Here is a 23836-nt window from a genome sequence, read left to right as displayed (position 1 = left end):
ATGCAGCGACAGGTCCCTCTTCTCCTCGCCCTTTCCTCCACCACCCTTGCCGCGGCGGGGCTGGTGGGGTGCTCGTCCGAGCAGGCATCGACAAGCGAGTGCTCCCCAGTCGATCCCGCCGCGGTGCGCGAGGCCCTGCCGGATTCGCTCGGTGAAGCTAAGCTCGACCCCCAGTCAGCTGAAAACGATGATCATTCCTTTTCCGCGCTCTACCGCGCAGAGGATAAAGAGCAGGTCAGCCTGCTGGGGACGAAGTATGAGGCCGAGGGCGCACCTGTTTGCCCCGATGCCCCCAATGAGGCAGCGCAGCGCTACCTAGAGCTACTGCACGACGATCTCGATGCCAAAAACGCCGCCCAGCAGCGCCCCGCCAATGAGTACTCCCCCTTCGAGTTCACCGCCGCTGACAGGCGCTTTTACTGCTCTGCCTGGCCGGTCGAAGAGTCAGTGTCTACCACCTGCGTCACCACCGTGGGCGATGTGGCGCTGAACTACTACCTCCACCGTGATGGTCGCGACTCCGCAGCCGAGCAACAACGCATGGAAGACATCGGCTCGGAGCTCGCCCCCGCCCTGCAGGACCTGGACTAGTCCGGGCTCACCACATCGTGGTCGAGGCCCTGCTCGCGCCGGCGCCTTTCCGCCCGGCGCTTCTGCGGCCCGATGGTGGTCTCCGGATTCTTCACCGCTTCCAGCCCGGCATTGAGCACGCCAAAGCGCGTGCACGCCGAGCCTGCCAAGAGCGATAGCCCAGCAGCCACCGAGACTGCCCGCGACTTCGTCACCGCAGCCACTGCACTACCGACACCGCCAGCCGCGATGAAGTATTCCGAGGCCTTCATCAACGCGCCCGGCCTGCCCTCGTGCAGCGCCTCGCGCGGCTCCGGCTCCATGCCTTCCTCCAGCACCTTGGTCGCCACCAGATCGCTGGCTGCCGCGGCCATACCCAACACGCGGGCCGGTCCCGCGTGCTCGACCGGAGTGGTCACCATAGCCAGGCCTGACGACGCCGCACCCGCCGAGGAAACGAAGACATACGGCAGGTGCTTTTTCATGTCATTCCACACCGGGTTCGAGGTATTGGACAGCAATACCGCGGTATAGCCCGCGAGCGGACCACCGAGCACGCCCGCGACCGCGCCCGCCGGCCCGGCCGATTTCTTCAGCGCCGTACGCACAAACTTCGGCAGCGGCAGCTTGTGACCGGTCGCCGCATCCACTTCCGCGGCGGCCGGCAGCGCAGCTGCGCTGGCAAAGCCCGACAAAATCCACGAGCCCATCGACATTGGCGAGGTCACCTTGAAGACGCGGAACATGTTCAATGCGCGCTCCGGGCGGCCCAAGTCCAGAATCAAAAAGACCGATCCCACGGCCGCCGCGCCAAAGGCAGAGATACGGGTGGTGCGCCGCAGCGGTGCATTGCCCGCGGCCTGTGCACCAGCGGCTAAGAGACCTGAACCGCCGCTCACGCCGCCCAAGAAAAAGTAGGCGCCGATGGGCCATTCCCACGGCGGAGCCTTCACCACAGGTCGGCCATAGTAAGACGAGAACTCGAAGTCCTGCGCCATGCGCTCCTCTTTGGAGCCGTCCTGCGCGCCCGCGCCTGGACGCTTCCGCTTCTTCTTCGGCTTCGTACCGTCGAACTTCCGGTAGCGATTGCGGCGCTCTGGCTGCGGTGGGCGGTACTCATCAAAGTTGCTCATTTGCGTCCCCCAATCAGGAAGGAACCAGCCACGGCCAGCGCCATGCCGCCGATAGCCTTGGCTGCGGTCTTATACATCTGCGGTAAATCGGCCGTCGGCACGCGCGGGTCCGGCGGCAAACCGTAGACCTCAGGTGAGTCCAAAAGCAGGAAGATGGAGCCAGTTCCGCCCACGCCATCGTCCTGGTTGGCACCGTAAAGGCGGGCCTCGGTAAGGCCTTGCTCGTGCAGTACGCGCACGCGTTCCTTGGCTGCGGCCAGCATCTCCTCGTACGGGCCGAACTGGATGGAATCAGTAGGACAGGTCTTAGAACATGCTGGCTGTTCGCCCTGCTTCAGGCGGTCGTAGCACATGGTGCACTTTTGGGCCACGCCCAAGTTCTTAATCGGCATCGACTCGCCTGGCGTGTGGTCCGGCCCTTGTGGGGCGAGCTGCTTGAGCTTTTTCAGCACGTTCACGCCGGCATGGGAATTATCCACGTAATCCACCGTGGCTGTCTTGTCGTACTTCAGCGCCACACCGCCGTCATCGCGGCGCTCGATGACGCCAAACGGGCAGCCGGCCACGCAGGTGCCGCAGCCATTGCACACATCATCCTGGACCACAACGGTGCCAAACTCGGTGCGGAACAGCGCGCCGGTAGGACACACGTCCAAGCAGCCCGCATGCGTGCAGTGCTTACACACGTCCGAGGACATGAGCCACCGAAACGTATCCGTATCCGGCGGGGTGGTATCAACCTCTGGGTCCTGCGCCCCTACCGAAGGCATACCCAGGGAAATGAGATTCTTTCCCTCCTCGCGGGCTTGCTCGATGCGGTCATTATTTTGCTCCACAAAGGCCACGTGCCGCCAGGTATTTGCACCCAGTGCACCGGTGTTGTCATAGGAATCACCCGTGACGTCATAGCCTTCTACCGGGTTGCGGTTCCACTCCTTGCACGCCACCTCGCAGGCCTTACACCCGATACACACGGAAGTGTCGGTGAAAAAGGCCAAGCGGCGGTACTTGTCGTAGCCATGCCGGCTCGCGTTTTCGGTCAGCAGATTTGTCATTTACTTACCTTCTTCGCTTTCCTCGCCCTTTTTACCGTGCTCATCCGCATCCGCGGGCTGCTGCGGCTCTGGGTTATAGGTGAAGGAATCATCCACGGTGAGCAGATCATTACCGGAATCCAGGTTCAGGTGCGCGCGCTTCTGATACTCCTTGAGCATCTCCACACGGGCCTCGCCGCGCGGGCGACGCCCCGGCTGGATATCGCAGGCGCCGATCTTGGAATTCTGGATGAATACGTTCGGCTCCAACGTAAGGCCCAGCAGATCATTGGCGCCATCGCCTGCAACTGCCGTGGAATCGGACTCGCCATAGTGATACGGCAAGCCGATCTGGTGGAACTCCTCACCATTGATCTTCATCATCTGCATGCGATCAGTGACCAAGACCTGTGCTTCAATCACGCCGCGCGGCGAGACGATGGTGGCCCACTTACCGTTTTCCAAGCCGCGCTTTTCTGCCAAGGCCTTATCAACCTCGCAGAAAAGTCCCGGCTGCAACTCCGCCAGGTACGGCAGACGGCGCGACATCGCACCCGAGGTATACATCTCGGTGAGGCGATAGGTGGAAAAGACGAACGGGAACACCTCCGAGCCCGGCTCACCAGGTTCTGGGCGCGACAGGTTGTCTGGGCGCTTAATGGTCAAGCGCGTCGGTGACTGCTGCTGCTTGTATAGCACGTTGTGCACCGGGGACTCGTGCGGCTCATAGTGGGTGGGCAATGGGCCGTCGGAAAGCCCCGACGGCGCAAACAGCCAACCGCGGCCATCCGCCTGCATGATGAAGGCATCGGTGCCATCGAGGGCGTCCGGGCCCACGGCGTCGACCGGAGCCTTGTAGTCCGGGGCCTTGGTAGCCGGGAAGTCCGGCACGTCATCGCCAACCCATTTACCCTGGTCAGCGTCCCACCACACATACTTCTTGCGCTCCGACCACGGAGTGCCGTCCGGCTTCGCCGAAGCACGGTTGTAGAGCAGGCGGCGGTTGGCCGGCCATACCCAACCCCACTCGGGAGCTACCTCGTTTTGCTCCGAACCCGGAACCTTGCGCGCGGAATGATTAATGCCGTCCTTAAACACGCCGGTGTAGATCCAGCAACCACCGGAGGTACTGCCATCGTTCTTCATCTCCACGAAGGCAGGCAAAAGCTCGCCCTTCTTCGGGCCCTCTAGGTAGTAGCCGTTGATCTCCTTGAGGATATCCTCAGAATTCGGCTCACCTTCCTCGGTTTCCACATAGTCCCACGTGACTTTCTGCAGAGGAATATCTCGCGGATCCGTGGAATCGCGCAGGCGCTCCTTGATCTTCTTGCCTAGTTGGTAGAAGAACCACAGGTCACTTTTCGCATCGCCTGGCGGCGGTGCTGCCTGGAAACGCCACTGCAGCATGCGCTGCGTCTGGGTAAAGGTTCCCGCCTTTTCCACGTGGGTGGCCGCCGGCATCAAGAAGACCTCAGTGCCGATGTCTTCGGTCTTAAGCTCGCCGTTTTTAATCTCTGGCGAATCCTTCCAGAAGGAGGCGGTCTCAATCTCCTGGAAATCGCGTACGACCAGCCACTTCAGCGCCGCCAGGCCACGGCGTTGCATACCGCCGTTGGACTGTGCCACGGCCGGGTTCTGGCCAAAGACGAAGTAGCCTTCCACCTGCTCATCCAGCATGGCCATGAGCGTTTCATAGGTCGAATGCGCACCAGAAATGCGCGGCATGAGGTCATAGCCCCAACCATTGTCCTTGGTTGCCGCATCGCCCCAATAGGACTTCATCAGCGAGACTGCATAGTTCTCACCAATCTGCCAAAAGCCCTTTTGCGACTCATTACGGATTCCATCGACAAACTCTGGCCAGCTTTGCTTATCGACGCTCGGCATGGGCAAATACCCCGGCAACGAGTGGAACAACGTCGGGATATCGGTAGATCCCTGAATCGAGGCGTGACCGCGCAGCGCCATAATGCCCGATCCAGGACGGCCCACATTACCGGTCAGCAGCTGCAAAATAGCTGCGGTACGGATGAACTGCGCACCCAAGGTGTGCTGGGTAAAGCCCAACGCATAAGCAAAGCAGGTAGTGCGCTCCGGCGTAGAGTTCTGCGCTATCGACTCGGCTAGATAGAAGAAATCCTCCTGCGCAATACCACAGGTTTCCTCCACTACCTCAGGCGTATAGCGCGCGTAATGCCGCTTGAGAATCTGGAAGACGGAATTCGGATGCTCCAGCGATTCATCGCGTTCTACATTCCACGACGCACCCTCCGGCTTTTGCACGTACTGCCACGAATCCGTGACGTACTTTCCAGTTTCCGGATCATAGCCGGAGAACAAACCATCCAAGTCCTCGGTGTCCTGATAGTCCTCCGAGATGATCATCGGTGCATTGGTATACGCCACCACATAATCATGGAAATACAGCTCATTTTCCAGCAGGTAATTAATAACCGCACCCAAAAGCACCACGTCCGTGCCGCCGCGAATGCCAATGTGGCGATTCGCAAAGGCAGACGTGCGCGTATAACGCGGATCCACGTGAATGATGCGTGCACCACGCTTCTTGGCTTCCACCACCCACTGGAATCCCACTGGGTGGCACTCGGCCATATTAGAACCCTCAATGACGATGCAGTCCGCATTCGCCATATCCTGCAGCGGTTGGGTTGCGCCGCCGCGGCCAAACGAAGTTCCTAGACTAGGAACAGTGGCGGAGTGTCATATGCGTGCCTGGTTCTCGAGCTGAATCGCACCAGCGGCGGTAAACAGCTTCTTAATGAGGTAATTTTCCTCATTATCCAAGGTCGCACCGCCCAAACCGGCGATACCCATCGTGCGGTTGAGCGCACGACCTTCATCGTCCACATCCTGCCAACCGTTCCGGCGGGCTTCCAAGAAACGATCCGCAATCATCTCCATCGCGGTATCTTCATCAAGATCCTGCCACTCCGTCGAGTGCGGCGCACGATACTTAATCTTGGTAAGGCGCGTAGCGGAGTTAATCAACTGCTCCGACGCAGATCCCTTCGGGCACAGGCGCCCACGAGAAATGGGCGAATCCGGATCGCCCTCCACCTGGATGACGCGGTCATCTTTGACGTACACGCGCTGCGAACAACCGACCGCACAGTACGGGCACACCGACTGCACCACGCGGTCTGCTTCCACGGTGCGCCCATGCTTATCTTTGCTCTTTTGAGACTGCGTATTGACGTCCCTTCCGAAGGGATCGCCGCTGCGCAGCTGGCGCACAACCGGCCAGTTGAGAGGGCTAAAGCGAGACATATCCCTAAATCTATATTTAGCTGAGCCAAAAAGCTACAAAGGCTACCCTAACTAGCTTGCACCGCCCAGAGCGCCCGCTTAACCCCCTCGACGATGTCCGCTAGCTCCATCATGGGCTTATCCGTTTTCTCCTGCTCTGTTATATACGGCACGTGGACAAATCCCGCGCTCACCCTCGTCCCCTCGAAGTGATGCAGGAGGCCATAGAGCAGCTGGTTACATACGAAAGTCCCGGCCGTATTCGACAATCGCGCCGGACTATCCGCCACCGCCGCGACCATTTCCTTTACCGGCAGCGTAGAGAAATAGGCCGTCGGGCCGCCTTCCACAACCGGTACATCCACCGGCTGATAACCCGCATTATCAGGAATATCGGCATCCATCACGTTGATCGCGACCCGCTCCGGGGTGATATGTGCCCGCCCGCCGGCCTGGCCCAAACATACAATGGCTTCGACCTCCGAATCCTCCGCGACCTCAATCGCCCGACGCAGCGATTCTCCGAATTTCGTCGGGATCACCAGCTTGACGAGCTCCGCGTCTCCAATGTGATCCGGTAGTTTCTGAAGAGCTCGTTCTGTGGGGTTTATGCTCTCTCCGCCGAAGGCGTCAAATGCGGTTACGAGGATTTTCATGCTGCCAGTATTCCAGATCCCCGGCCCCTCCCTTCCCTCACGCTCACCGGGAAGGGTGATCCAAGCACTCGGGAACCTGCCTGTGAGCGCGAACGACGGGGTTCCTAACCGATCTGTTGCTTGGTAGTGCAGTCGATCTTCGCGTATGAACGTCCATTCTTATCTACTGACGTCATGGCATAGTTTCCGCCATAAGCTCGGCACCCGGTGTAGTTATCGACCACCGGCACCGGCTGAGGTGCGGGCTGCTGCTCGGGGGCTTGATAGCCAGCCACCTCGTCAAGCGTTGGCTGCTCCGCTACCTCTACTTCAGGCGCGTCGTGCTCCTGCTGGCGAATCTCTTCCTGCCGCTGCTCTGCACGACGGCGTTCTTCTTCCTGGCGCTCCTTCTCGCGCTTCTCTTCCTCCTCCAATTTCTCGAGCTCTTCGCGGGCTTGCTTCTCCTTCCCTTCAAGCTCGCGTTCCTTCTTCGAGGCAATCTCCTTGGGAGCATCCGGATATGCCGCCTTCTGGAAGGTGCTTCGAGCATCTTTGCGGTGAGTCAGAGCCGCTAATCCGGCCTTCGCTGCTGCTGACTTGTCCAGTACATCCTCGTAGCCTGCACTATCAGCTTCCCCGGAAGCTACAAATGCTGCCGCCGCAGCTTCTGCGCTGCTAAGCGCCTCGGCCATGTCCTCATCGCTGGAAACCTTGCACTCGTCCGAGACCCCAAAGATCCCTTCGCCAGCGTCTTTAGGGCCGCGTTCGGCATTGTGCACTTCGTCGTAAAACTTGTCGTTTCCGCCAAATACAACCGCCGTGGCTAGCCCTTCGGCCGCGACATCCGCGTTAATGAAGTCATCGTCAATAAAGACACCGGCAAGAGTGCGGCCGTACTTGTCGGTCCGCTCGGAGTCATATTCCAACCGAACCTCCGTCCCCTTTGGCAACCGTCCTTCCAAGTACCGCTTGGCTTCCTCCGCGAGGCACTCACTCGGTTCGCCGTTATGGCCGATTTCAGGCGTATCAATATTAAGTAGACGGACGCGGGTATTTTCGCCGTCGAGGTCGACGTCAATGGTGTCACCATCGATCACTCGATTGACCACCACAGTATCTTCATCACCACCGCCTAAAGCTACGGAAGCTACTGCGCCAACTGCAAAAATGCCAACGAGGGGTTTAACCCAGCCCATAAATGTTCCTCCTGAGAAAGATAGAGAGAATAGCTACTTAAAGTTAGCAATGGGAGACATGTGACAGCTCAAGCTCCCCTCCCTTCGCGCTCACCAGCGCCCTAAAACCAGCGCAAAAACACCTTTCCGTGAGCGCGAAAGGTGAGGTTTCGGCCACGGCAGATAACTCGCACTTTGTACCTACAGACGTAGAAGGAATAAGCTGAGCGATGTTGAAGTTGAACAGGACAGTATCTGAAAAATAGTCCGATCTGTCCATTTTTATTTTCAAAGGAATCTTTATGTCTCAACAAGAATCTTCGCGCTCCAAGCTTCCCGGCTGGGCCACGGGATTCGGTGCTCAGGTCATCGCGGGCCTCATCATCGGCCTTATCCTGGGCTTCATTGCTTCCGGCATGGATACCGACCCAGACAACCCGGGCTGGTTGACTACCCTGCTCACGGGAGTCGGCAACGCCTACGTCCAGCTGCTCAAGGTGATGATCCCGCCACTCATCTTCGCTGCAGTTGTTACCTCCGTCGCTAATCTGCGCAAGGTAGCCAACGCCGCTTCCCTGGCAGTTTCCACGCTTGTATGGTTTGCCATTACCGCATTCTTCTCCGTCTTGACGGGCATCATCGTCGCCGTCGTGATGAAGCCGGGCATCGGCACAAGCATCGATGCTGCCACCGCGCAGGATCCTTCCCACGTCGGTTCATGGACCGCGTTCTTTGAGCAGCTTCTGCCCCAGAACTTCGTAGGCCTTTCTGCCTCGCTTTCCGACGGCGAAGTATCCCTCAGCTTTGGCGCCCTCCAGCTCCTTGTCATCTCGCTGGCCATTGGTATCGCCGCTGTCAAGACCGGCAAGTCTGCTGAGCCTTTCCTGCGTTTTACCGAGTCCTTCCTGAAGGTCATTCAGGTCATCCTCTGGTGGATTATCCGCCTTGCCCCGATTGGCACCGCGGCCCTCATCGGTAAGGCCGTAGCCACCTACGGCTGGGATGCACTGGGCTCGCTGGGCAAGTTCGTCCTAGCCATGTACGTAGGCATGGGCCTGGTATTTTCCGTGGTCTACCCGGCTGTGCTGAAGTTCAATAAGATCCCGGTCATCGGCTTCTTCAAGCGCGTGTGGCCGGTGACCTCGCTGGGCTTTGTTACCCGTTCTTCGATGGGCGTCATGCCAGCTACCGAGCGTTTCAGCGAAAAGGCTATGGGCGTTCCGTCCGAGTACGCTTCCTTTGCCATTCCGCTAGGAGCAACCACCAAGATGGATGGCTGCGCTTCCGTATACCCAGCCATCGCCGCCATCTTCGTCTCCCAGTTCTACGGCATTGACCTTGACTTCACCCAGTACCTGCTCATCATCTTTGTGTCCGTTATTGGTTCCGCTGCTACCGCAGGCACCACGGGCGCAACGGTGATGCTTACCCTGACGCTTTCTACACTCGGCCTGCCACTGGCCGGTGTTGGTCTCCTGCTCGCCATCGAGCCAATCATTGACATGGGCCGTACCGCACTCAACGTCACCGGACAGGTGCTGTGCGCCACCATCGTGGCTAAGCGCGCCGGCATCCAGGACAAAGCAACCTGGGATGCTGCCGAGAACGGCGTCAAGCACATTATGGATTCTGACTCGGCCGAGACCATCGGAGTCAAGGCTTAAACCAGTCTCCTAAAAGGCAAAAAGAAACGCCCGCAAGGTAATCCTTGCGGGCGTTTAGCTATGCGCTTTTACTTCTTGAGGCCGTCAACACCATCGGTGTCGATCTGCTCCTTGCGCAGCTCCTCAGTGTGAGTCTCGGTGTCGCGAACGGTGTCCTTCTTCAGGTTGATCTTCTCAACCGGAACGGCCTCCTTGTTCACGTCTACGCGCTCCTCGTGCAGGGTGACGGAAGCTTCCTCGGAGTCACCGGAGATAGCGCCGTTGTAGTTCTTTGCATCCTCAGCGTTGATCGGAGTGCGCTCGACGCGAACCTCTTCGCGCTCAACCGGAACCTCGACGGTCTCGGTGTCGGTCACAACGTACTTGCGCAGGCGAGCCTCACCGGTAGCCACGCGCTCCTTGTTGACGTTGAGCTGCTCCTCGGAACGGATGAGCTCGCCATCGTTGTTGGTGCGTGCAGCCGCAGCGTTGTCAGCTACGCCAGCCTTTCGCTCGGTAGCAGCGGCGTCGGTGGTGTGGGTGGCTGCCTTCTTCTCGTCAGCGTGTGCACCGGCAACGCCTGCACCTGCAACACCTGCGCCAGCACCAGCAGCGCCAGCACCTGCGGTCAGGTTGTGATCCTTGTCAGCGCCAGCCTGAACGTCGCGCTTGGAGTCAAGGTTGGAATCCTTGTAGTCGGTTACGTCGTGTGCGCTTTCCAGACCGTAGTGCTTGAAGATATCGGACTGTGCCTCAGGGGTCAGCGGCTTATCGGAGTCGAACTCCGGAGCATCCTTGATACGGTCCTTGGAGAAGCCCAGCTTCAGGTCATCGCCGGAGAAGTCGTGCCCACGCAGCGGAACCAGGCTGGAGTTCATGCCGAACAGGCCGTGGTTAACCTCAACGAAGGTAGGCTGGCCGGACTGGTCATCAACGAATACCTCGTTAACATCGCCCAGCTTCTCGCCGTTATTGTCGTATGCGGTTGCGTTAAAGAGGTCCTTAATGTTCTTACCCATTGTCAGTAAATCCTTTCTGCTATTGGTATAGCTATCTTCAAGCAAACAAAAGGACATTTTCTAACCCCAACACGTGGAGTGTGGGGGTGAAAATCTCCAATTGATTGCTGTGACAACCACCATACGGAGAATTCAAAATTTTTCGACCGGCAGAGAAAATTTTTCTGAATTTTGTTCACCGAAATCCGTCTTAATGCAGCTCAGAACAGTTGGTAACGGTTCTATAACATTGGAAACCCTGCACCATAAGCACCCGAACCACGAAAACCGAGTGTCGATTCTCTCGCCCGCAGCGCTTTACATGCACCCCTTCACGATCTCCAAATCGTCCACTGTTCACCACACCCCCAAAATGCGGTGACAGCTACCCCACAGGATTCTCTAAAGAGGGGGTACTTTTTCTCCGAGTATCCACAGGCGGTATACAGGCCCGTACACCCGAACGGGCCTACACACATATTGGTCTAGTGCGCTTTCGCCACAGTGGTCAGCAGAAAACTAAGAAGACTAAGTCTTAGCGGAATAGGTACGGGCGTCGATTTTCCAAGCCAGCCGGTTCCACGTGAATGAACGCACTGCAGCCTGGGTAAAGCTCGTCGAGGGCAACCTCCACTGCGTCTGCAACCTCGTGAGAGTGCATGACACTCCACTCCCCTGGCACCTCCATGGTCAGGTACACCAACCGCTGGCGGCCAGAGGCCACGGTGCGACGATCCGTGAAGTTTACCGAGTGTTCCTGCTCCAGCCGAGCTAGGAGCTGCCTAATGTTCTGACGCTCGTCGTCGGGAAGCGCCTCAGAAAGCAGGCTACTCACCGAATCGCGCAGGAGGCTATAGCCCGTCCATAAGATATTGATGCCCACTGCAAGCGCCACTACAGGATCCAGCCACCACCAGCCAGTAAGGAATACGGCGGCGATGCCGACAAGGACGCCGACGGAAGTCCAGACGTCGGTAAGCAAATGGTGCCCATCCGCCTCCAAGGTGGCGGAACGGTAGCGCTTACCTGCATGTATGAGCGCGATGCCCACCGCGCCGTTGAGCACGGACGAAAGGGTTGACAACGCCAAGCCCCAGCCCGGCTCTTCAATCGGCTGCGGAACAAAGAAGCGTTGGATCGCCGTGTACACGATCATGCCGGCCGCAATAAAAATCATTGCGCCCTCTACCAAGGCGGAGACATACTCGGCTTTGCCGTGGCCAAACTGGTGGTTATCGTCGGCCGGCTTAGAGGCAATCCGGAGGGCATAAAAGCCGGCGACGGCCGCGACGAGATTCACGAGGGATTCGAAGGCATCAGAGAGGAAGCCCACCGAGCCGGTAAACCACGCGGCCAAGGCCTTGAGGATGATGGTAGCCACAGCGGCGGCGATGGATAGCTGCATGAAGCGCTCAAGAATGCGCTGCTCTGAGCCTATGGAGGACATAGTCACTTCTCCCTTCGGTTCGGTTGCGGACCGAAGGTCTCGTTCACGGCCGCGGGCACTGCGGGCGCTGGCTGGCCGGGCTAAACGCCAGTATGTCGACCAGTCATCTCGGAATTAACCGAGGGAACTACTCCCCTTCTGGAAATCCTAACTTTATAGGGCGTGTGACACCGGCGCAAGATCGAAAAAGCCACGGGAAACTCCCGTGGCTAAAATTCGTGAAGCTTTAGTGCTGGCCCTCTGCAAACTCTTCTACCAGCTTGGCGTTAAAGGCTGGCAGGTCATCTGGAGTGCGGGACGAGACCAAGCCCTGGTCGCAGTGGACTTCCTCATCTACCCAGGTGGCACCTGCATTGCGCAGGTCGGTCTGCAGGGACGGGAAGGACGTCAGGGTGCGGCCCTTGAGGGCTTCAGCATCAGCCAGGATCCAAGCACCGTGGCAGATGGCGCCGAGCGGTAGATCCTTGCTCATGTGGTTGCGCACGATTTCTACTGCGGCCTTGTCCAAGCGGATGAGGTCAGCATTATCGGTACCGCCAGGCAGAATGATGCCATCGAAAGACTCGCTAGTGGAGTCAGCGGTAGCGGCGTCAACGGAAATCTCTGTGCCCTTCTTGCCGGTAATGGTGCCGGCCTCTGGGGCGAGGATACGCACGGTAGCGCCTGCGTTCTTCACGGCCTCCAACGGGGAGGTCAGCTCAGAGTCTTCGAAGCCATCGGTAGCGATGATGGCAATGGTCTTGTTATCTAGTTCAGCCATGTTGCAACCTCCTTTGTTCGGGTGCGTCGCCCACAGTAACGCGGAAGTTTCGTCTTCGCTACCTTCTTTTCGCTTCTGCGGACAAGACCCTCGCCCATCGCCAAAACCAAGCTCAGACCGGCGTGGAATTAGCCGCCGATCTTAAAGTCGCACACATCGCCGTCCTGCATAATGTATTCCTTGCCCTCTTGGCGGACCTTGCCATGCGCACGGGCCTCGGCCATGGAGCCAGCAGCTACCAGGTCATCGAAGGAAACGATCTCGGCCTTAATGAACTTCTTCTCAAAGTCGGTGTGGATGACTCCAGCTGCCTGCGGTGCGGCAGAGCCCTGCTTGATGGTCCACGCACGGGCTTCCTTCTCCCCGGCGGTGAGGTAGGTCTGCAGGCCCAAAGTGGCAAAGCCTGCCTTGGCCAGGGTGGCTAGGCCGGGCTCATCTTGGCCTACGGCCTCGAGCAGTTCGCGGGCTTCGTCTTCTTCCAGCTCGAGCAGCTCGGTTTCCGTCTGCGCATCGAGGAATACGGCCTCGGCCGGGGCGACGAGCTGGCGAAGTTCTTCCTTCTTAGCGTCGTCGGTAAGCACGGCCTCGTCCGAGTTAAAGACATAGAGGAAGGGCTTAGCCGTCATCAGGTGCAGATCGCGCACGAGGGAGAGGTCAATCTCGCCCTCCTTCGCTGCGGCGAAGAGGGTGCGGTCATCTTCCAGAATCTCCTGGGCCTTCTTGGTTGCTTCTACCTCGGCAGCCAAGTCCTTATTCTTGCGCGCATCCTTTTCCAGGCGCGGCAAGGCCTTTTCGATGGTCTGGAGATCCGCGAGAATGAGCTCGGTATTAATAACGGAGATATCATTGCGCGGGTCCACCTTGCCATCGACGTGAATGACATTGTCATCAGAAAAGGCGCGCACTACCTGGCAAATGGCGTCTGCCTCGCGAATATTGGCTAGGAACGCGTTGCCCATGCCTTCACCCTGCGAAGCGCCGGAGACGATGCCGGCGATGTCCACGAAGGACACGGTGGCGGGGAGAATGCGCTCAGAGTTAAACATCTCCGCCAGTTGGGTCAGGCGGGAATCCGGCAGCTCCACCAGGCCCACATTGGGCTCGATGGTGGCAAACGGGTAGTTCGCCGCCAGGATCTCGGATCGGGTCAGGGCATTAAACAAAGTGGACTTGCCCACATTGGGCAGGCCGACAATTCCTAGTGTAAGACTCACGGGGCCAATCCTAACGCACCCGCCTTCTTTTAAGGCAAGATGGTGGGGTGACTTCTGATAACCAACCGCTGCCCGATGACCCCCAAGCGGGCCTGGGCGATAAGTTTGATGAAAGCTTCGACATCAGCAAACTGGAGGATGTATCCCCACATCCACCAGGCGATCAGGTAGACCGCTCCGTCATCGCCGGCGAGGTGGTTAAGTCCGCATCCCTATGGGCCGTTCGGCTGCTCATCATCTGCGTATTTCTCTACGCCCTCTACCGTTTGCTGGGTAACTTCTGGCAGGGCCTTTTGCCAGTTCTTTTGGCCCTTATTATCTGCACCGTTCTGGCACCGGTGGCTAAAAAGCTGCGCAATATTGGCCTTCCCGCCGCGTTGGCGGCCGCAGTAACCATTTTGGTTTCTTTCACGGCTGTTGGCGGCCTCATTGCGTTTGTTGCCCCAGATTTCATGCGGCAATCCCGGTCACTGTATTTGCAGACGGTCTCCGGCATCCAAAGCCTGCAGCTCTGGGCCCAGGGCCCACCGCTTAACCTCGATAGCGATGACATGAGTAGCTACATCGACGAGGCGGCGTCCTGGCTGCAGCAGCGCGCCGGTGCCATCGCCGGATCGGTCTTCACCGGCATCGGCACCGCCACCTCCATCTTGGTCACGCTCTTCATCGTGTTAGTGCTGACCTTCTTCTTCCTGAAGGATGGCGCTAAGTTCCTCCCCTGGCTGCGCGATGCCACGGGCAAGCGCGCCGGCTGGCACCTCACTGAGCTACTTACTCGCGCCTGGAATACGCTGGGCGGCTTCATTCGCGCGCAGGCGGTTGTCTCGCTTGTCGACGCCGTCTTTATCGGCATCGGCCTCGCCCTTATCGGCGTCCCCTTGGCTATGGCTTTGGCGATCATCACCTTTATCGCCGGTTTCATCCCGTTCGTCGGCGCGATCGTGGCCGGCGCCCTCTCCGTCACCATCGCGTTGGTCTCCCTCGGCATAACCAAGGCCTTGCTCGTCCTTGGCTTGGTTTTGCTAGTCCAGCAGTTGGAGGGCAATGTCCTCTCGCCTTGGCTGCAGTCCAAGGCCATGGACCTGCACCCGGTCATCGTCCTGGTTTCCGTAACGGTGGGTTCGGCCCTCTTTGGCCTGATAGGTGGCTTCCTCGCGGTTCCGGCGGCCGCGATGTTTGCGGTGGCCTACCGCTACGGCCAAGACATGATGAAGCTGCAGTCGGGCGAAAAGACCGCCGCGGATCTGGACTTTTCTACAGTGGCTGGTTATCTCATCGGCCGCTACACCGAAGACCAAGGGCGTTATAAGCGCGAGGCATGGCTCAAGATGCCGGACTATGCAGCCCCAGAAGGCGCGTTTGCCGACGTCTCCGCGGACGGCGATTCCACTTCCCTCGACGCCGCCCTCAATGTGGAATCCACCCCCAAGGAGCATGAAAAGCCCGGCATGCGCGCAAACCTGCGCCGCGCCCGCGATGCCTTCGAAGGCCTGTTGAACGGAGATTCGAAAAAATAGTGAGTTGTGTCGGCGGCGCGTGCCATGCTGGAAGCCATGACTTCCACTTTGCCCGTGCTGCTACTTTTTATCGGCCTCATCCTCGGCGCGGTAATGGGCTGGCTGGCCCATTCTTACTCCGCTACTCGCTCCGCGCCGAGCGCCGAGCACCGCGCGCTGCAAGACTCGCAGCGCCGCCAAGCCGAACTCCAACCGCTAGAAAAGGCCATGGACCGCTTGGGATTTCAGCTCCAAGAAATTGAGGAAGATCGCACCGCGCTCCTCGCCTCCCTCTCCAGCCAGGTGCAGGCGGTGACCCGCACCTCTTCCCGCCTGACCGAACGCACCGACAAACTAGTGACCGCTTTGCGCTCACCCAATGTGCGTGGCCGTTGGGGCGAGGTGCAACTGGAGCGCGTGGTTGAGCTCGGCGGTATGACCAAACATGTGGACTTTGATTGCCAGGTCTCCGCCCCATTGGGCGGGCGCATCGTACGCCCTGACATGCTCATCCATTTGGCCGGTGGCCGCCACATCATCGTCGATGCCAAGGTTCCTTTTACCTCTTACCTTGACGCCCTGGAAACCGATGACCCGGAAGAGCACGCCGGCTTCCTCCGCCGCCACGCGCATTTAATGCGCGGCCACGTCCAAGCACTATCGCAGAAGGACTATATCGAGGCGTTTCAACCAACGCCCGAGTTCGTTATCCTCTTCGTTCCCGCAGACCCCTTCCTTGATGCCGCATTATCGGTGGACCCGGAACTTTTTGAGTACGCCTTTGAACGCAATGTAGTGATCGCCACCCCCAGCTCGCTTTTTGCCCTCCTGCGCACGGTGGCCATGGGGTGGCACCAGGAAGACATTTCCACCAAGGCTAAGGAGGTCCAGCGCTTGGGGCGCGAACTGTATACACGCCTGAATACGCTTTCTGATCACTACGGCAAGGTGGGCCATAACCTGGAGAAAGCAGTCGAGGCTTATAACGCCACGCTTTCCTCGCTCGATTCCCGCGTGGGCGTCACCGCCCGCAAACTGCATGAGATGGATATCCCGGGCCGCACGGATCGCACCCCGCGGGAGCCCTTGCCTATTGATACCTGGCCGCGCGGGAATTCGGAACTATAAATCCGCCGCTTTCGTGCGTGGAAATAGCCATGGGCCGGCGGCAACCGGTAGGATCTTCCGACGTGTCACAAGCCAAGCAAAGAAAGTCCTCCGCCGCCCAAAGCTCCGGCCTCCCCAGCATCTCGCTGGGCAAGGGTCTTGGGCTGCTCGCGGCAATCTTGCTCACGGGCGCGTTGATTTCCATCCTCATGGGTACCATCGGGTGGACTTACCTCGCGTTCCTCGTCATCGGCTCACTGCTGGTGGCGCTCATCGTAGAAGAACGGGGGCTCTTCCTCACCGTGGCTTCTATCCCCATTGTGTATGCCATAACGGTGGTCCTGGCCGGTTTCTTTATCACCAAGGCCAACTTGCCAGAGGGCGCATCGGCGTTTTCCAAGACGGCGATCGTCACCGCGGCTTTCCCCCTTGTCCAGAGGTTCCTGTGGCTCCTCATTGCCCTGGTGGGCGCGGCAATCATCGCCTGGCTGCGCTGGGCACGCTACCGCAAGACGGCCAAGCGCACCGCCGAAATGGAAACCGCTTCCCGCCGAGCCGACGCCGACCAAGACCGACGCAACCGCGAGGAGCGCCTATCGGTTGCAGACTTGATGGCGCGCGATAAACCGGCAAAGAACTCCAAGCAGTCTCAAGTCGCTCCGCAGCGCGCCCGCGCCTCGCACACGTTGAAGAAATCACGCCCCGCGCCCAAGGATCGCCTACGTGGTCGCGACCGTGAAGAGCGCCGCCGAATACAACAAGAGGAACGCAACAATCCACTGCGCCCGGATCCTGCCCGGCGCGCTGGCGATTCGGTTCCGGCGTCTCAGAAAGAGAAGGAACAGCCCAAGCAAGGTTGGGACGATAACCTCTACGACGAGGATTAAAGCACAAAGAAAGGCCCGTTTCCGGGCCTTTCTTTAGTTTTAACTGCCGTATAGGCCAAGGCTACTTAGGTGCGTGCTGGGCGCAGGTCGCGCGGTAGAGCGAAGGTAATCGTCTCGGTAGAAGTCGTTACCTGCTCTACGTCGCTATAACCACGCTCGTCCAGGAACTCCAGTACTTCGCGTACCAGCAACTCAGGTACCGAAGCACCACACGTTACGCCGACCGTCTGGACGCCTTCCAGCCAGGCTTCGTCGATTTCCTTGGCAAAATCCACGAGGTGGGAAGTTTTGGCGCCTGCCTCGAGCGCCACCTCAACCAAGCGCACCGAGTTGGAGGAGTTCTTAGAGCCCACCACAATCATCAGATCGCACTGTGGGGCGATGGCTTTGACGGATTCTTGGCGGTTTTGGGTGGCGTAGCAAATATCGTCTGAAGGCGGGTTCTCCAGGTGCGGGAAGCGCTCGCGCAGCTTATTGACGATGGTGATGGTCTCATCCACCGATAGCGTGGTCTGGGACAGCCAGATAAGCTTTTCATCCTGCAGGAAATCTGGCAGCTTGGCGACGCCCTCGACGCCATCCACGAGGTGGGTGACCTCAGGAGCTTCGCCAGCGGTGCCTTCCACTTCTTCGTGGCCTTCGTGGCCAACCAAGAGGATGTGGTAGCCATCGCGCTGGAAGCGCTGGGCTTCCTTGTGCACCTTGGTTACCAATGGGCAGGTGGCGTCCAAAGTAAGCTGCTTGCGCTGCGTTGCCTCTGCGCGCACGGCTGGGGAAATGCCGTGGGCGGAGAAGACAAGGTGGGCGCCTTCTGGGGCCTCAGAGGCCTCGTCGACGAAGATGACGCCGCGTTCTGCCAGAGACTCTACGACGTAACGGTTGTGCACGATTTGTTTGCGTACATAAATGGGCGCGCCGTACTTTTCCAGCGCCTTTTCTACGGTCTCGACCGCGCGGTCCACGCCCGCGCAGTATCCGCGCGGGGCCGCGAGAAGTACATTTTTACCATCAGTCATGGCTCCCAGAGTATCGAAACACTACGCAAAACAATAGCGGGGCCTAACGTCACCTTTCTGGCCACCCCGAGCGGGACAATCAACTGCGCTGGCCCCTAAACTAGACGGAAGAACACGGCAGACTGAAGAAAGGGAGGCTGTGTGAATCAACCGGCAAATACTCCGGATACTCCCTGGCCCGTTGGCAAGGTCAATGACCAAGTCAAGGGCTGGATTGAGCGCCTGGGTTACCTGTGGGTAGAGGGTCAGTTGACCCAAATTAACTTCAAGCCCACCTGGAAGCTGTCCTACCTCACGCTGCGTGACGTACAGCAGGAAAAGTCCGTGCAATTAACCTGCCCATCATCGATGCTGCAGTCATTATCGGCGCCGCTGAAAGACGGCGACCGCGTCATTGTTTACGGTAAGCCTGCCTTTTACGCGGGACGCGGATCCTTTTCGCTATGGACCACCGAAATTCGCCATGTGGGCATTGGCGATCTGCTTGCTCGCATTGAAAAGCTGCGCCAACAGCTATCTGCTGAAGGCCTTTTCGATCCCGCACGCAAGCGACCGCTCCCCTACCTGCCACACAAAATTGGGCTGATTACCGGCCGTGGTTCTGCTGCAGAGCGGGATGTGATGGCGGTAGCTCATGACCGCTGGCCAGCAGTGCAGTTCCGCGTCCTCAATACTGCGGTTCAGGGTGCGAATACGGTACCTGAGGTTATCGATGCGCTCCAGCAACTTGATGCGGATCCTGAAGTCGACGTCATCATCATCGCCCGTGGCGGCGGCTCCGTGGAAGATCTGCTGCCCTTCTCGGAAGAAGCACTGCAACGCGCAGTGGCTGCGGCAGGCACCCCAGTAGTCTCTGCCATTGGTCACGAGCCGGATAGCCCAGTGCTCGATAACGTCGCCGACCTGCGCGCGGCCACGCCTACCGACGCCGCAAAGCGCGTCGTGCCGTCTGTGGCCGAGGAACGCGCCATCGTCGCAGAGGCTCGCTCTCGCATGGCGGCCGCGCTGCGCGGCTGGGTGGAAAGGGAACGGCGCGGCCTCGACAACATTCGTTCCCGGCCTGTCATGGCAGACCCGATGACCCCTATCCGTGCGCGCCGCGAAGAGGTGGAGCGCACCCGCGCTACCATGCGGCGAGAGATTGAAGTCATGGTGGAGCGGGAAACCCGCCACGTGGAATCGCTGCGCGCCCGCGTATCAGCATTGGGACCGTCGGCGACTCTCGCCCGCGGGTACTCCATTGTCCAGGTAGTGCCCAAGGACGGTTCCGGGCCCGAGGTTGTCACCTCTTATGAGCAATCCCCGCCTGGCGCTCAACTGCGCATTCGAGTGGGCGATGGCTCTATTACCGCAGTTTCTATGGCCTCCCAGGCCGCCGATTAATCACCAACCGAGGAGAAAATCATGTCCGATGACACCATTGGTACCGGCCAGCCAGGCCAGGATGCTTTTACCCCAGTAGAAGAATTGAGCTATGAGCAAGCCCGCGATGAGCTTATTGAGACCGTGAAGATTCTCGAGCTTGGGCAGATGGGCTTGGATGAGTCGCTAAAGTATTGGGAGCGCGGCGAGGCCCTTGCGCGTGCGTGCGAGGCGCACCTCGACGGCGCGGCGAAGCGTGTGGAAGACGCGCTCGATAAGGCCGAGGACGCAGACGCTGAAGGAGACGAGTAGTGCAGATCTATGGTTATCCAGGCGAGCGCGTGGATTTTGTGTCGAAATCCGCGGCCGCCGGTTCCATCATGGCGGGCGATTCCCGAGATTTCGTAGAAGAATTCTTCGGTCCTGCACACACCCGCGACGATAATGAGGTGAGCTACTTCTCCCGATCCGTGGTGCTGCGCTTTACGGACGACAAAGTACGCGAGATTGCTATTTATCCGCAGCGCTCGCAGCGTGAGCGCATCGATGTCTTTGCCGGAAAGACACGCCTCAGCGGCCTGGATGCGGAGGCTTTGGCGGAGGTTATTGCCCAGTCCGGCGACGGTCTTAGCGCTACCGCCGCGGAAGAAGGCTTGGGCGAGGTTATTTTCCGGCTATAGGTGCGGCGTCGATAAACGCAGCGGTAGCCGCCTCAAAGTCACTGTCGTTCGCGGCGCCGGAGATGATGAGGCGGGCATCGCCCAAATCCGTAACCCACAGGCGGCGCACGGAATCATCGTCGCTTTCTAGCACCCGCACTTGGTGCCCCTTGACCTCGCGGGCGGATTCAATGCCGCGGTAGTTGGAGTCGTACGCCTCGCCCGCTTTATCGGCCGCGACCTGCGTCTGCGTAGATTCCACAAACCCTTGGTCAGCGGTCACCCAGCTGACCACGGTGGCGTTCTCGCCGCCCATATCTACGCGGCGGGCAGCATTGGCCTCCCAGCCCTCTGGCATTTCGGGATTGCGAATTGCACCGACCCCTGCGCGGGCTTGGGTGTCTAGGAAGGTTTGTTCATCCACTTCCTGCACCGCGCCCTGCTGGGTTTCGGAGTTAATTGAGCACAGGCCGGTCGCTCCCACGGCGAGCAGCATCATAATCACCACGACTGCGAGGGACAGGGAGATGTCCTTCGCGCCTTCAAAAATCTTTGGTCTTTCTTCTGCAGCCACGCGCCTTAGTATCGCACGGCCTGCTTTCAAAAAGCCACACGGCCCCTTTTGCCCCGAAAGATCTGTCAATCCCCCACAAATGGGGCGCAAAATCGAACCCATTAGAGCAAAAAAGTGCGAGAATGGAAAGGTAGAGCATCAAGGGGAACACCCCTCGATGAGAAAACTATGGAAGGCAACCACTACACATGTCCGAAAATACGTCTTATCTTCCTGACCGCAACCTGGCAATGGAACTGGTTCGTGTCACCGAGGCAGCAGCGCTCGCTTCCGGCCGTTGGGTAGGCCGCGGCCAGAAGAATGAGGGCGATGGCGCGGCGGTCGACGCCATGCGCAAGCTCATCAATTCCGTAGCGATGAACGGCGTCGTTGTCATTGGTGAGGGCGAAAAGGATGAGGCCCCCATGCTCTTTAACGGCGAAGAGGTAGGCACCGGCGAGGGTGCCGCCATGGATATCGCCGTAGACCCGGTCGACGGTACCCGTTTGATGGCAGAAGGCCGTCCCAACGCTATCTCCGTCATTGCGGCTGCCGAACGCGGAACCATGTATGACCCTTCCGCAGTCTTCTACATGGAAAAAATTGCCGTTGGCCCCGAGGCAGTTGGCGCTATCGACATCAACGAGTCCGTGGAGTGGAATATCCAGTCCGTGGCAAAGGCGAAGAATATTCGCCCCTCCGATCTGACCGTGGTGGTCCTTGACCGCCCACGCCACGAGCAGCTCATCTCTGAAATTCGCGCCGCTGGCGCCAAGGTACGCCTCATCATGGATGGCGACGTAGCTGGCGCCATCGCCACCTGCCAGGATTCGAACTCCATCGACATGATGATGGGCATCGGCGGCACTCCAGAAGGCATCATCACCGCCTGCGCTATGCGCTGCATGGGCGGCGAAATCCAGGGCAAGCTGTGGCCGAAGGATGAAGAGGAAGCAGAAAAGGCCCGTGCAGCCGGCCATGATTTGGACCGCGTCCTTACCACTACTGATCTGGTCTCCTCTGAAAACTGCTACTTCGCTGCCACCGGCGTGACCAATGGTGACATGTTGCGCGGTGTTTCCTACCGCAATTCCGGTGCTACGACCCGCTCGCTGGTAATGCGTTCCAAGTCCGGCACCATCCGCTACATCGACTCCATCCACAAGCTGTCCAAGCTGCAGGAGTATTCCGTAGTGGATTACACCACCCCGACCAAAAACTAGGGTTCACCCCCGAAGGCGGCCCTCCTTTTAGTTCTCCGCCATACTGGATAGCACACACTACCCAATTAACTGAGGTGATCTTCACATGACTGAATACCGCATTGAACATGACACCATGGGCGAAGTTAAGGTTCCTGCAGATGCCCTGTGGCGTGCACAGACCCAGCGCGCAGTGGACAACTTCCCTATCTCTGGCCGTGGCCTGGAAAATGCGCAGATTCGCGCCCTTGGCCTGCTTAAGGCAGCCTGCGCCCAGGTAAATAAGGATTCCGGCAAGCTGGACGCGGACAAGGCCGATGCCATCATTGCTGCCGCCACCGAAATCGCCGAGGGCAAGCATAACGACGCCTTCCCAATCGACGTATTCCAGACCGGTTCCGGTACCTCGTCCAATATGAATACCAATGAGGTTATTGCCTCCTTGGCGCATAACAATGGCGTGGAAATTCACCCAAATGACCACGTGAATATGGGCCAGTCCTCTAATGACACCTTCCCCACCGCCACGCACGTAGCTGCTACGGAAGCTGCCGTCAATGACCTCATCCCGGGCCTGAAGGTCCTCCACGAATCCTTGACCAAGAAGGCCAAGGAATTCGCCGACGTGGTCAAGGCCGGCCGCACCCACCTGATGGATGCCACCCCGGTTACCCTGGGCCAGGAATTCGGCGGCTACGCCCGCCAGATCGAGCTGGGCATCGAACGCATTGAGGCCACCCTGCCGCGCTTGGGTGAGCTGGCCATCGGCGGCACCGCCACAGGTACCGGCCTGAATACCTCCGCTGACTTCGGCGCGAAGGTCACCGAGGAGCTAAAGAAGCTCACCGGCGTGAAGGAACTGAAGGAAGCAGAAAACCACTTCGAGGCACAGGCTGCCCGCGATGGCTTGGTGGAATTCTCCGGCGCCATGCGCTCGATTGCTGTATCCCTCAATAAGATTGCCAATGACTTGCGCATGATGGGTTCCGGCCCGCTGACTGGTCTGGCCGAGATTCACCTGAAGGATCTGCAGCCGGGTTCCTCCATCATGCCGGGTAAGGTCAACCCGGTTATCCCAGAGGCCGTCACCATGGTGGCGGGCCAGGTGGTTGGCAACGACGCAGCCGTAGCCTTCGGCGGTGCTCAGGGCCACTTCGAGCTCAACGTCTTCATCCCGATGATGGCGCGCAACGTACTCGAGTCCGCTCGCCTGCTGGCTAATGCTTCCCGCGTCTTCGCCGATAAGTGCATCGATCACATCGAGGCCAACGAGGAGCGCATGAAGCACTTTGCGGAGTCGTCCACTTCCATCGTGACCCCGCTCAACTCCGCCATTGGCTACGAAAACGCAGCTAAGGCAGCAAAGCACGCCCTGCACGAGAAGATCACCGTCCGCCAGGCCGTTATTGACTTGGGCTTCGTCGACGGCGAAAACCTCACCGAGGAAGAGCTGGATAAGCGCCTCAACGTGCTGAGCATGACCAACCGCGACCGCGATAACTTCTAAGTAATCGCCGCACCGCTTCCCCGCCCGGGCAGGACTCGGGCGGGGTTTTGCATGTCTGGGGTAAGGGGGGCGTCGGCAAGCGCTATGGCATAGCACACATTAGAGGAAACGCACCTCTAAAATCACTACTTTTGCACTTGGTGCAAGTTTGCACCGAGTGTAAAGTTGCCT

Annotated in this window: 21 protein-coding genes; 10 read left to right on the top strand and 11 right to left on the bottom strand. The window is 59.0% G+C overall.

Going from position 1 to position 23836, the window contains the following annotated elements:
* Nucleotides 1-591, top strand: a complete 591-nt coding sequence (locus QP324_RS00195; RefSeq protein ID WP_284813786.1) for a hypothetical protein — start codon at nucleotides 1-3, stop codon at nucleotides 589-591.
* Here QP324_RS00195 and nrfD read toward each other — a convergent pair.
* The 5 genes from nrfD to QP324_RS00170 form a co-directional block, all read right to left on the bottom strand.
* Complete coding sequence (gene nrfD / locus QP324_RS00190; protein ID WP_239277869.1) at nucleotides 588-1703, bottom strand: NrfD/PsrC family molybdoenzyme membrane anchor subunit; 1116 nt, start codon at nucleotides 1701-1703, stop codon at nucleotides 588-590. The genes QP324_RS00195 and nrfD overlap by 4 nt on opposite strands.
* A complete protein-coding gene (locus QP324_RS00185) occupies nucleotides 1700-2758 on the bottom strand; it encodes a 4Fe-4S dicluster domain-containing protein (protein WP_284813785.1) in 1059 nt (352 codons plus the stop codon). The genes nrfD and QP324_RS00185 overlap by 4 nt, the downstream gene beginning before the upstream one ends.
* On the bottom strand, nucleotides 2759-6025 hold the full coding sequence (gene fdnG / locus QP324_RS00180; protein ID WP_284813783.1) for a formate dehydrogenase-N subunit alpha: 3267 nt from the start codon (nucleotides 6023-6025) through the stop codon (nucleotides 2759-2761).
* Between the two features lie 47 nt (nucleotides 6026-6072).
* Nucleotides 6073-6660, bottom strand: a complete 588-nt coding sequence (locus QP324_RS00175; RefSeq protein ID WP_284813781.1) for a pyroglutamyl-peptidase I — start codon at nucleotides 6658-6660, stop codon at nucleotides 6073-6075.
* 104 nt (nucleotides 6661-6764) lie between these two features.
* Nucleotides 6765-7835 carry a thermonuclease family protein gene (locus QP324_RS00170; protein ID WP_284813779.1) on the bottom strand — a complete coding sequence of 357 codons (1071 nt, stop codon included), beginning with the start codon at nucleotides 7833-7835 and terminating at the stop codon, nucleotides 6765-6767.
* Between the two features lie 281 nt (nucleotides 7836-8116).
* Between QP324_RS00170 and QP324_RS00165 the strand changes: the two genes are divergently transcribed.
* Nucleotides 8117-9478 carry a dicarboxylate/amino acid:cation symporter gene (locus QP324_RS00165; protein ID WP_284766368.1) on the top strand — a complete coding sequence of 454 codons (1362 nt, stop codon included), beginning with the start codon at nucleotides 8117-8119 and terminating at the stop codon, nucleotides 9476-9478.
* Nucleotides 9479-9546: 68 nt separating this feature from the next.
* On the opposite strand, the gene QP324_RS00160 is transcribed toward QP324_RS00165, so the two are convergent.
* The 4 genes from QP324_RS00160 to ychF all read right to left on the bottom strand — a co-directional run bounded on the left by QP324_RS00160 (nucleotide 9547) and on the right by ychF (nucleotide 13876).
* Nucleotides 9547-10476: a PRC and DUF2382 domain-containing protein gene (locus QP324_RS00160; RefSeq protein ID WP_284813777.1), complete on the bottom strand. Its 930-nt coding sequence runs from the start codon at nucleotides 10474-10476 to the stop codon at nucleotides 9547-9549.
* 514 nt (nucleotides 10477-10990) lie between these two features.
* Complete coding sequence (locus QP324_RS00155) at nucleotides 10991-11902, bottom strand: cation diffusion facilitator family transporter (RefSeq protein WP_225747177.1); 912 nt, start codon at nucleotides 11900-11902, stop codon at nucleotides 10991-10993.
* A 226-nt stretch (nucleotides 11903-12128) separates the two neighbouring features.
* Nucleotides 12129-12662 (bottom strand): type 1 glutamine amidotransferase domain-containing protein, encoded by a 534-nt coding sequence (locus QP324_RS00150; RefSeq protein WP_284813775.1) that lies wholly within the window; start codon nucleotides 12660-12662, stop codon nucleotides 12129-12131.
* Nucleotides 12663-12790: 128 nt separating this feature from the next.
* On the bottom strand, nucleotides 12791-13876 hold the full coding sequence (gene ychF / locus QP324_RS00145; RefSeq protein WP_284813773.1) for a redox-regulated ATPase YchF: 1086 nt from the start codon (nucleotides 13874-13876) through the stop codon (nucleotides 12791-12793).
* 47 nt (nucleotides 13877-13923) lie between these two features.
* On the opposite strand from ychF, the gene QP324_RS00140 reads away from it, so the two are divergent.
* The 3 genes from QP324_RS00140 (at nucleotide 13924) to QP324_RS00130 (ending at nucleotide 17366) form a co-directional block, all read left to right on the top strand.
* Nucleotides 13924-15393 (top strand): AI-2E family transporter, encoded by a 1470-nt coding sequence (locus tag QP324_RS00140; RefSeq protein WP_284813771.1) that lies wholly within the window; start codon nucleotides 13924-13926, stop codon nucleotides 15391-15393.
* Between the two features lie 36 nt (nucleotides 15394-15429).
* Nucleotides 15430-16500: a DNA recombination protein RmuC gene (locus QP324_RS00135; protein WP_284813769.1), complete on the top strand. Its 1071-nt coding sequence runs from the start codon at nucleotides 15430-15432 to the stop codon at nucleotides 16498-16500.
* A 62-nt stretch (nucleotides 16501-16562) separates the two neighbouring features.
* Nucleotides 16563-17366, top strand: a complete 804-nt coding sequence (locus tag QP324_RS00130; protein WP_284813767.1) for a Yip1 family protein — start codon at nucleotides 16563-16565, stop codon at nucleotides 17364-17366.
* Nucleotides 17367-17431: 65 nt separating this feature from the next.
* Here QP324_RS00130 and QP324_RS00125 read toward each other — a convergent pair whose 3' ends face one another.
* Nucleotides 17432-18382 (bottom strand): 4-hydroxy-3-methylbut-2-enyl diphosphate reductase, encoded by a 951-nt coding sequence (locus tag QP324_RS00125; protein ID WP_284813766.1) that lies wholly within the window; start codon nucleotides 18380-18382, stop codon nucleotides 17432-17434.
* Nucleotides 18383-18523: 141 nt separating this feature from the next.
* Here QP324_RS00125 and xseA point away from each other — a divergent pair, with 141 nt between their 5' ends.
* From xseA to QP324_RS00110, 3 genes are read left to right on the top strand one after another with little or no spacing between them, the layout of a single operon-like run.
* Nucleotides 18524-19765: an exodeoxyribonuclease VII large subunit gene (xseA, locus tag QP324_RS00120; RefSeq protein ID WP_284813765.1), complete on the top strand. Its 1242-nt coding sequence runs from the start codon at nucleotides 18524-18526 to the stop codon at nucleotides 19763-19765.
* Nucleotides 19766-19786: 21 nt separating this feature from the next.
* Entirely contained in the window at nucleotides 19787-20056 is a 270-nt protein-coding gene (locus QP324_RS00115; RefSeq protein WP_005327444.1) for an exodeoxyribonuclease VII small subunit, read from the top strand.
* Nucleotides 20056-20424 (top strand): hypothetical protein, encoded by a 369-nt coding sequence (locus QP324_RS00110; RefSeq protein ID WP_284813762.1) that lies wholly within the window; start codon nucleotides 20056-20058, stop codon nucleotides 20422-20424. Before QP324_RS00115 ends, QP324_RS00110 begins: the two co-directional genes overlap by 1 nt.
* Here the strand turns inward: QP324_RS00110 and QP324_RS00105 are convergent.
* Nucleotides 20408-20977, bottom strand: coding sequence for a DUF4245 domain-containing protein (locus QP324_RS00105; protein ID WP_284813760.1), 570 nt, complete (start codon nucleotides 20975-20977; stop codon nucleotides 20408-20410). The two genes, QP324_RS00110 and QP324_RS00105, sit on opposite strands and share 17 nt — an antisense overlap.
* 188 nt (nucleotides 20978-21165) lie before the next feature.
* Here QP324_RS00105 and glpX point away from each other — a divergent pair, with 188 nt between their 5' ends.
* On the top strand, nucleotides 21166-22179 hold the full coding sequence (gene glpX / locus QP324_RS00100; RefSeq protein ID WP_284813759.1) for a class II fructose-bisphosphatase: 1014 nt from the start codon (nucleotides 21166-21168) through the stop codon (nucleotides 22177-22179).
* An 85-nt stretch (nucleotides 22180-22264) separates the two neighbouring features.
* The gene (locus QP324_RS00095; RefSeq protein ID WP_239228018.1) at nucleotides 22265-23665 is read left to right on the top strand and encodes a class II fumarate hydratase; all 1401 of its coding nucleotides are present in this window, start codon (nucleotides 22265-22267) and stop codon (nucleotides 23663-23665) included.
* The last annotated feature ends 171 nt before the right edge of the window (nucleotides 23666-23836 follow it).

The sequence above is a fragment of the Corynebacterium sp. UMB0012 genome (genome assembly GCF_030216265.1).
Lineage (GTDB): Bacteria > Actinomycetota > Actinomycetes > Mycobacteriales > Mycobacteriaceae > Corynebacterium.
This window is presented reverse-complemented; position numbering and strand designations above follow the sequence as displayed.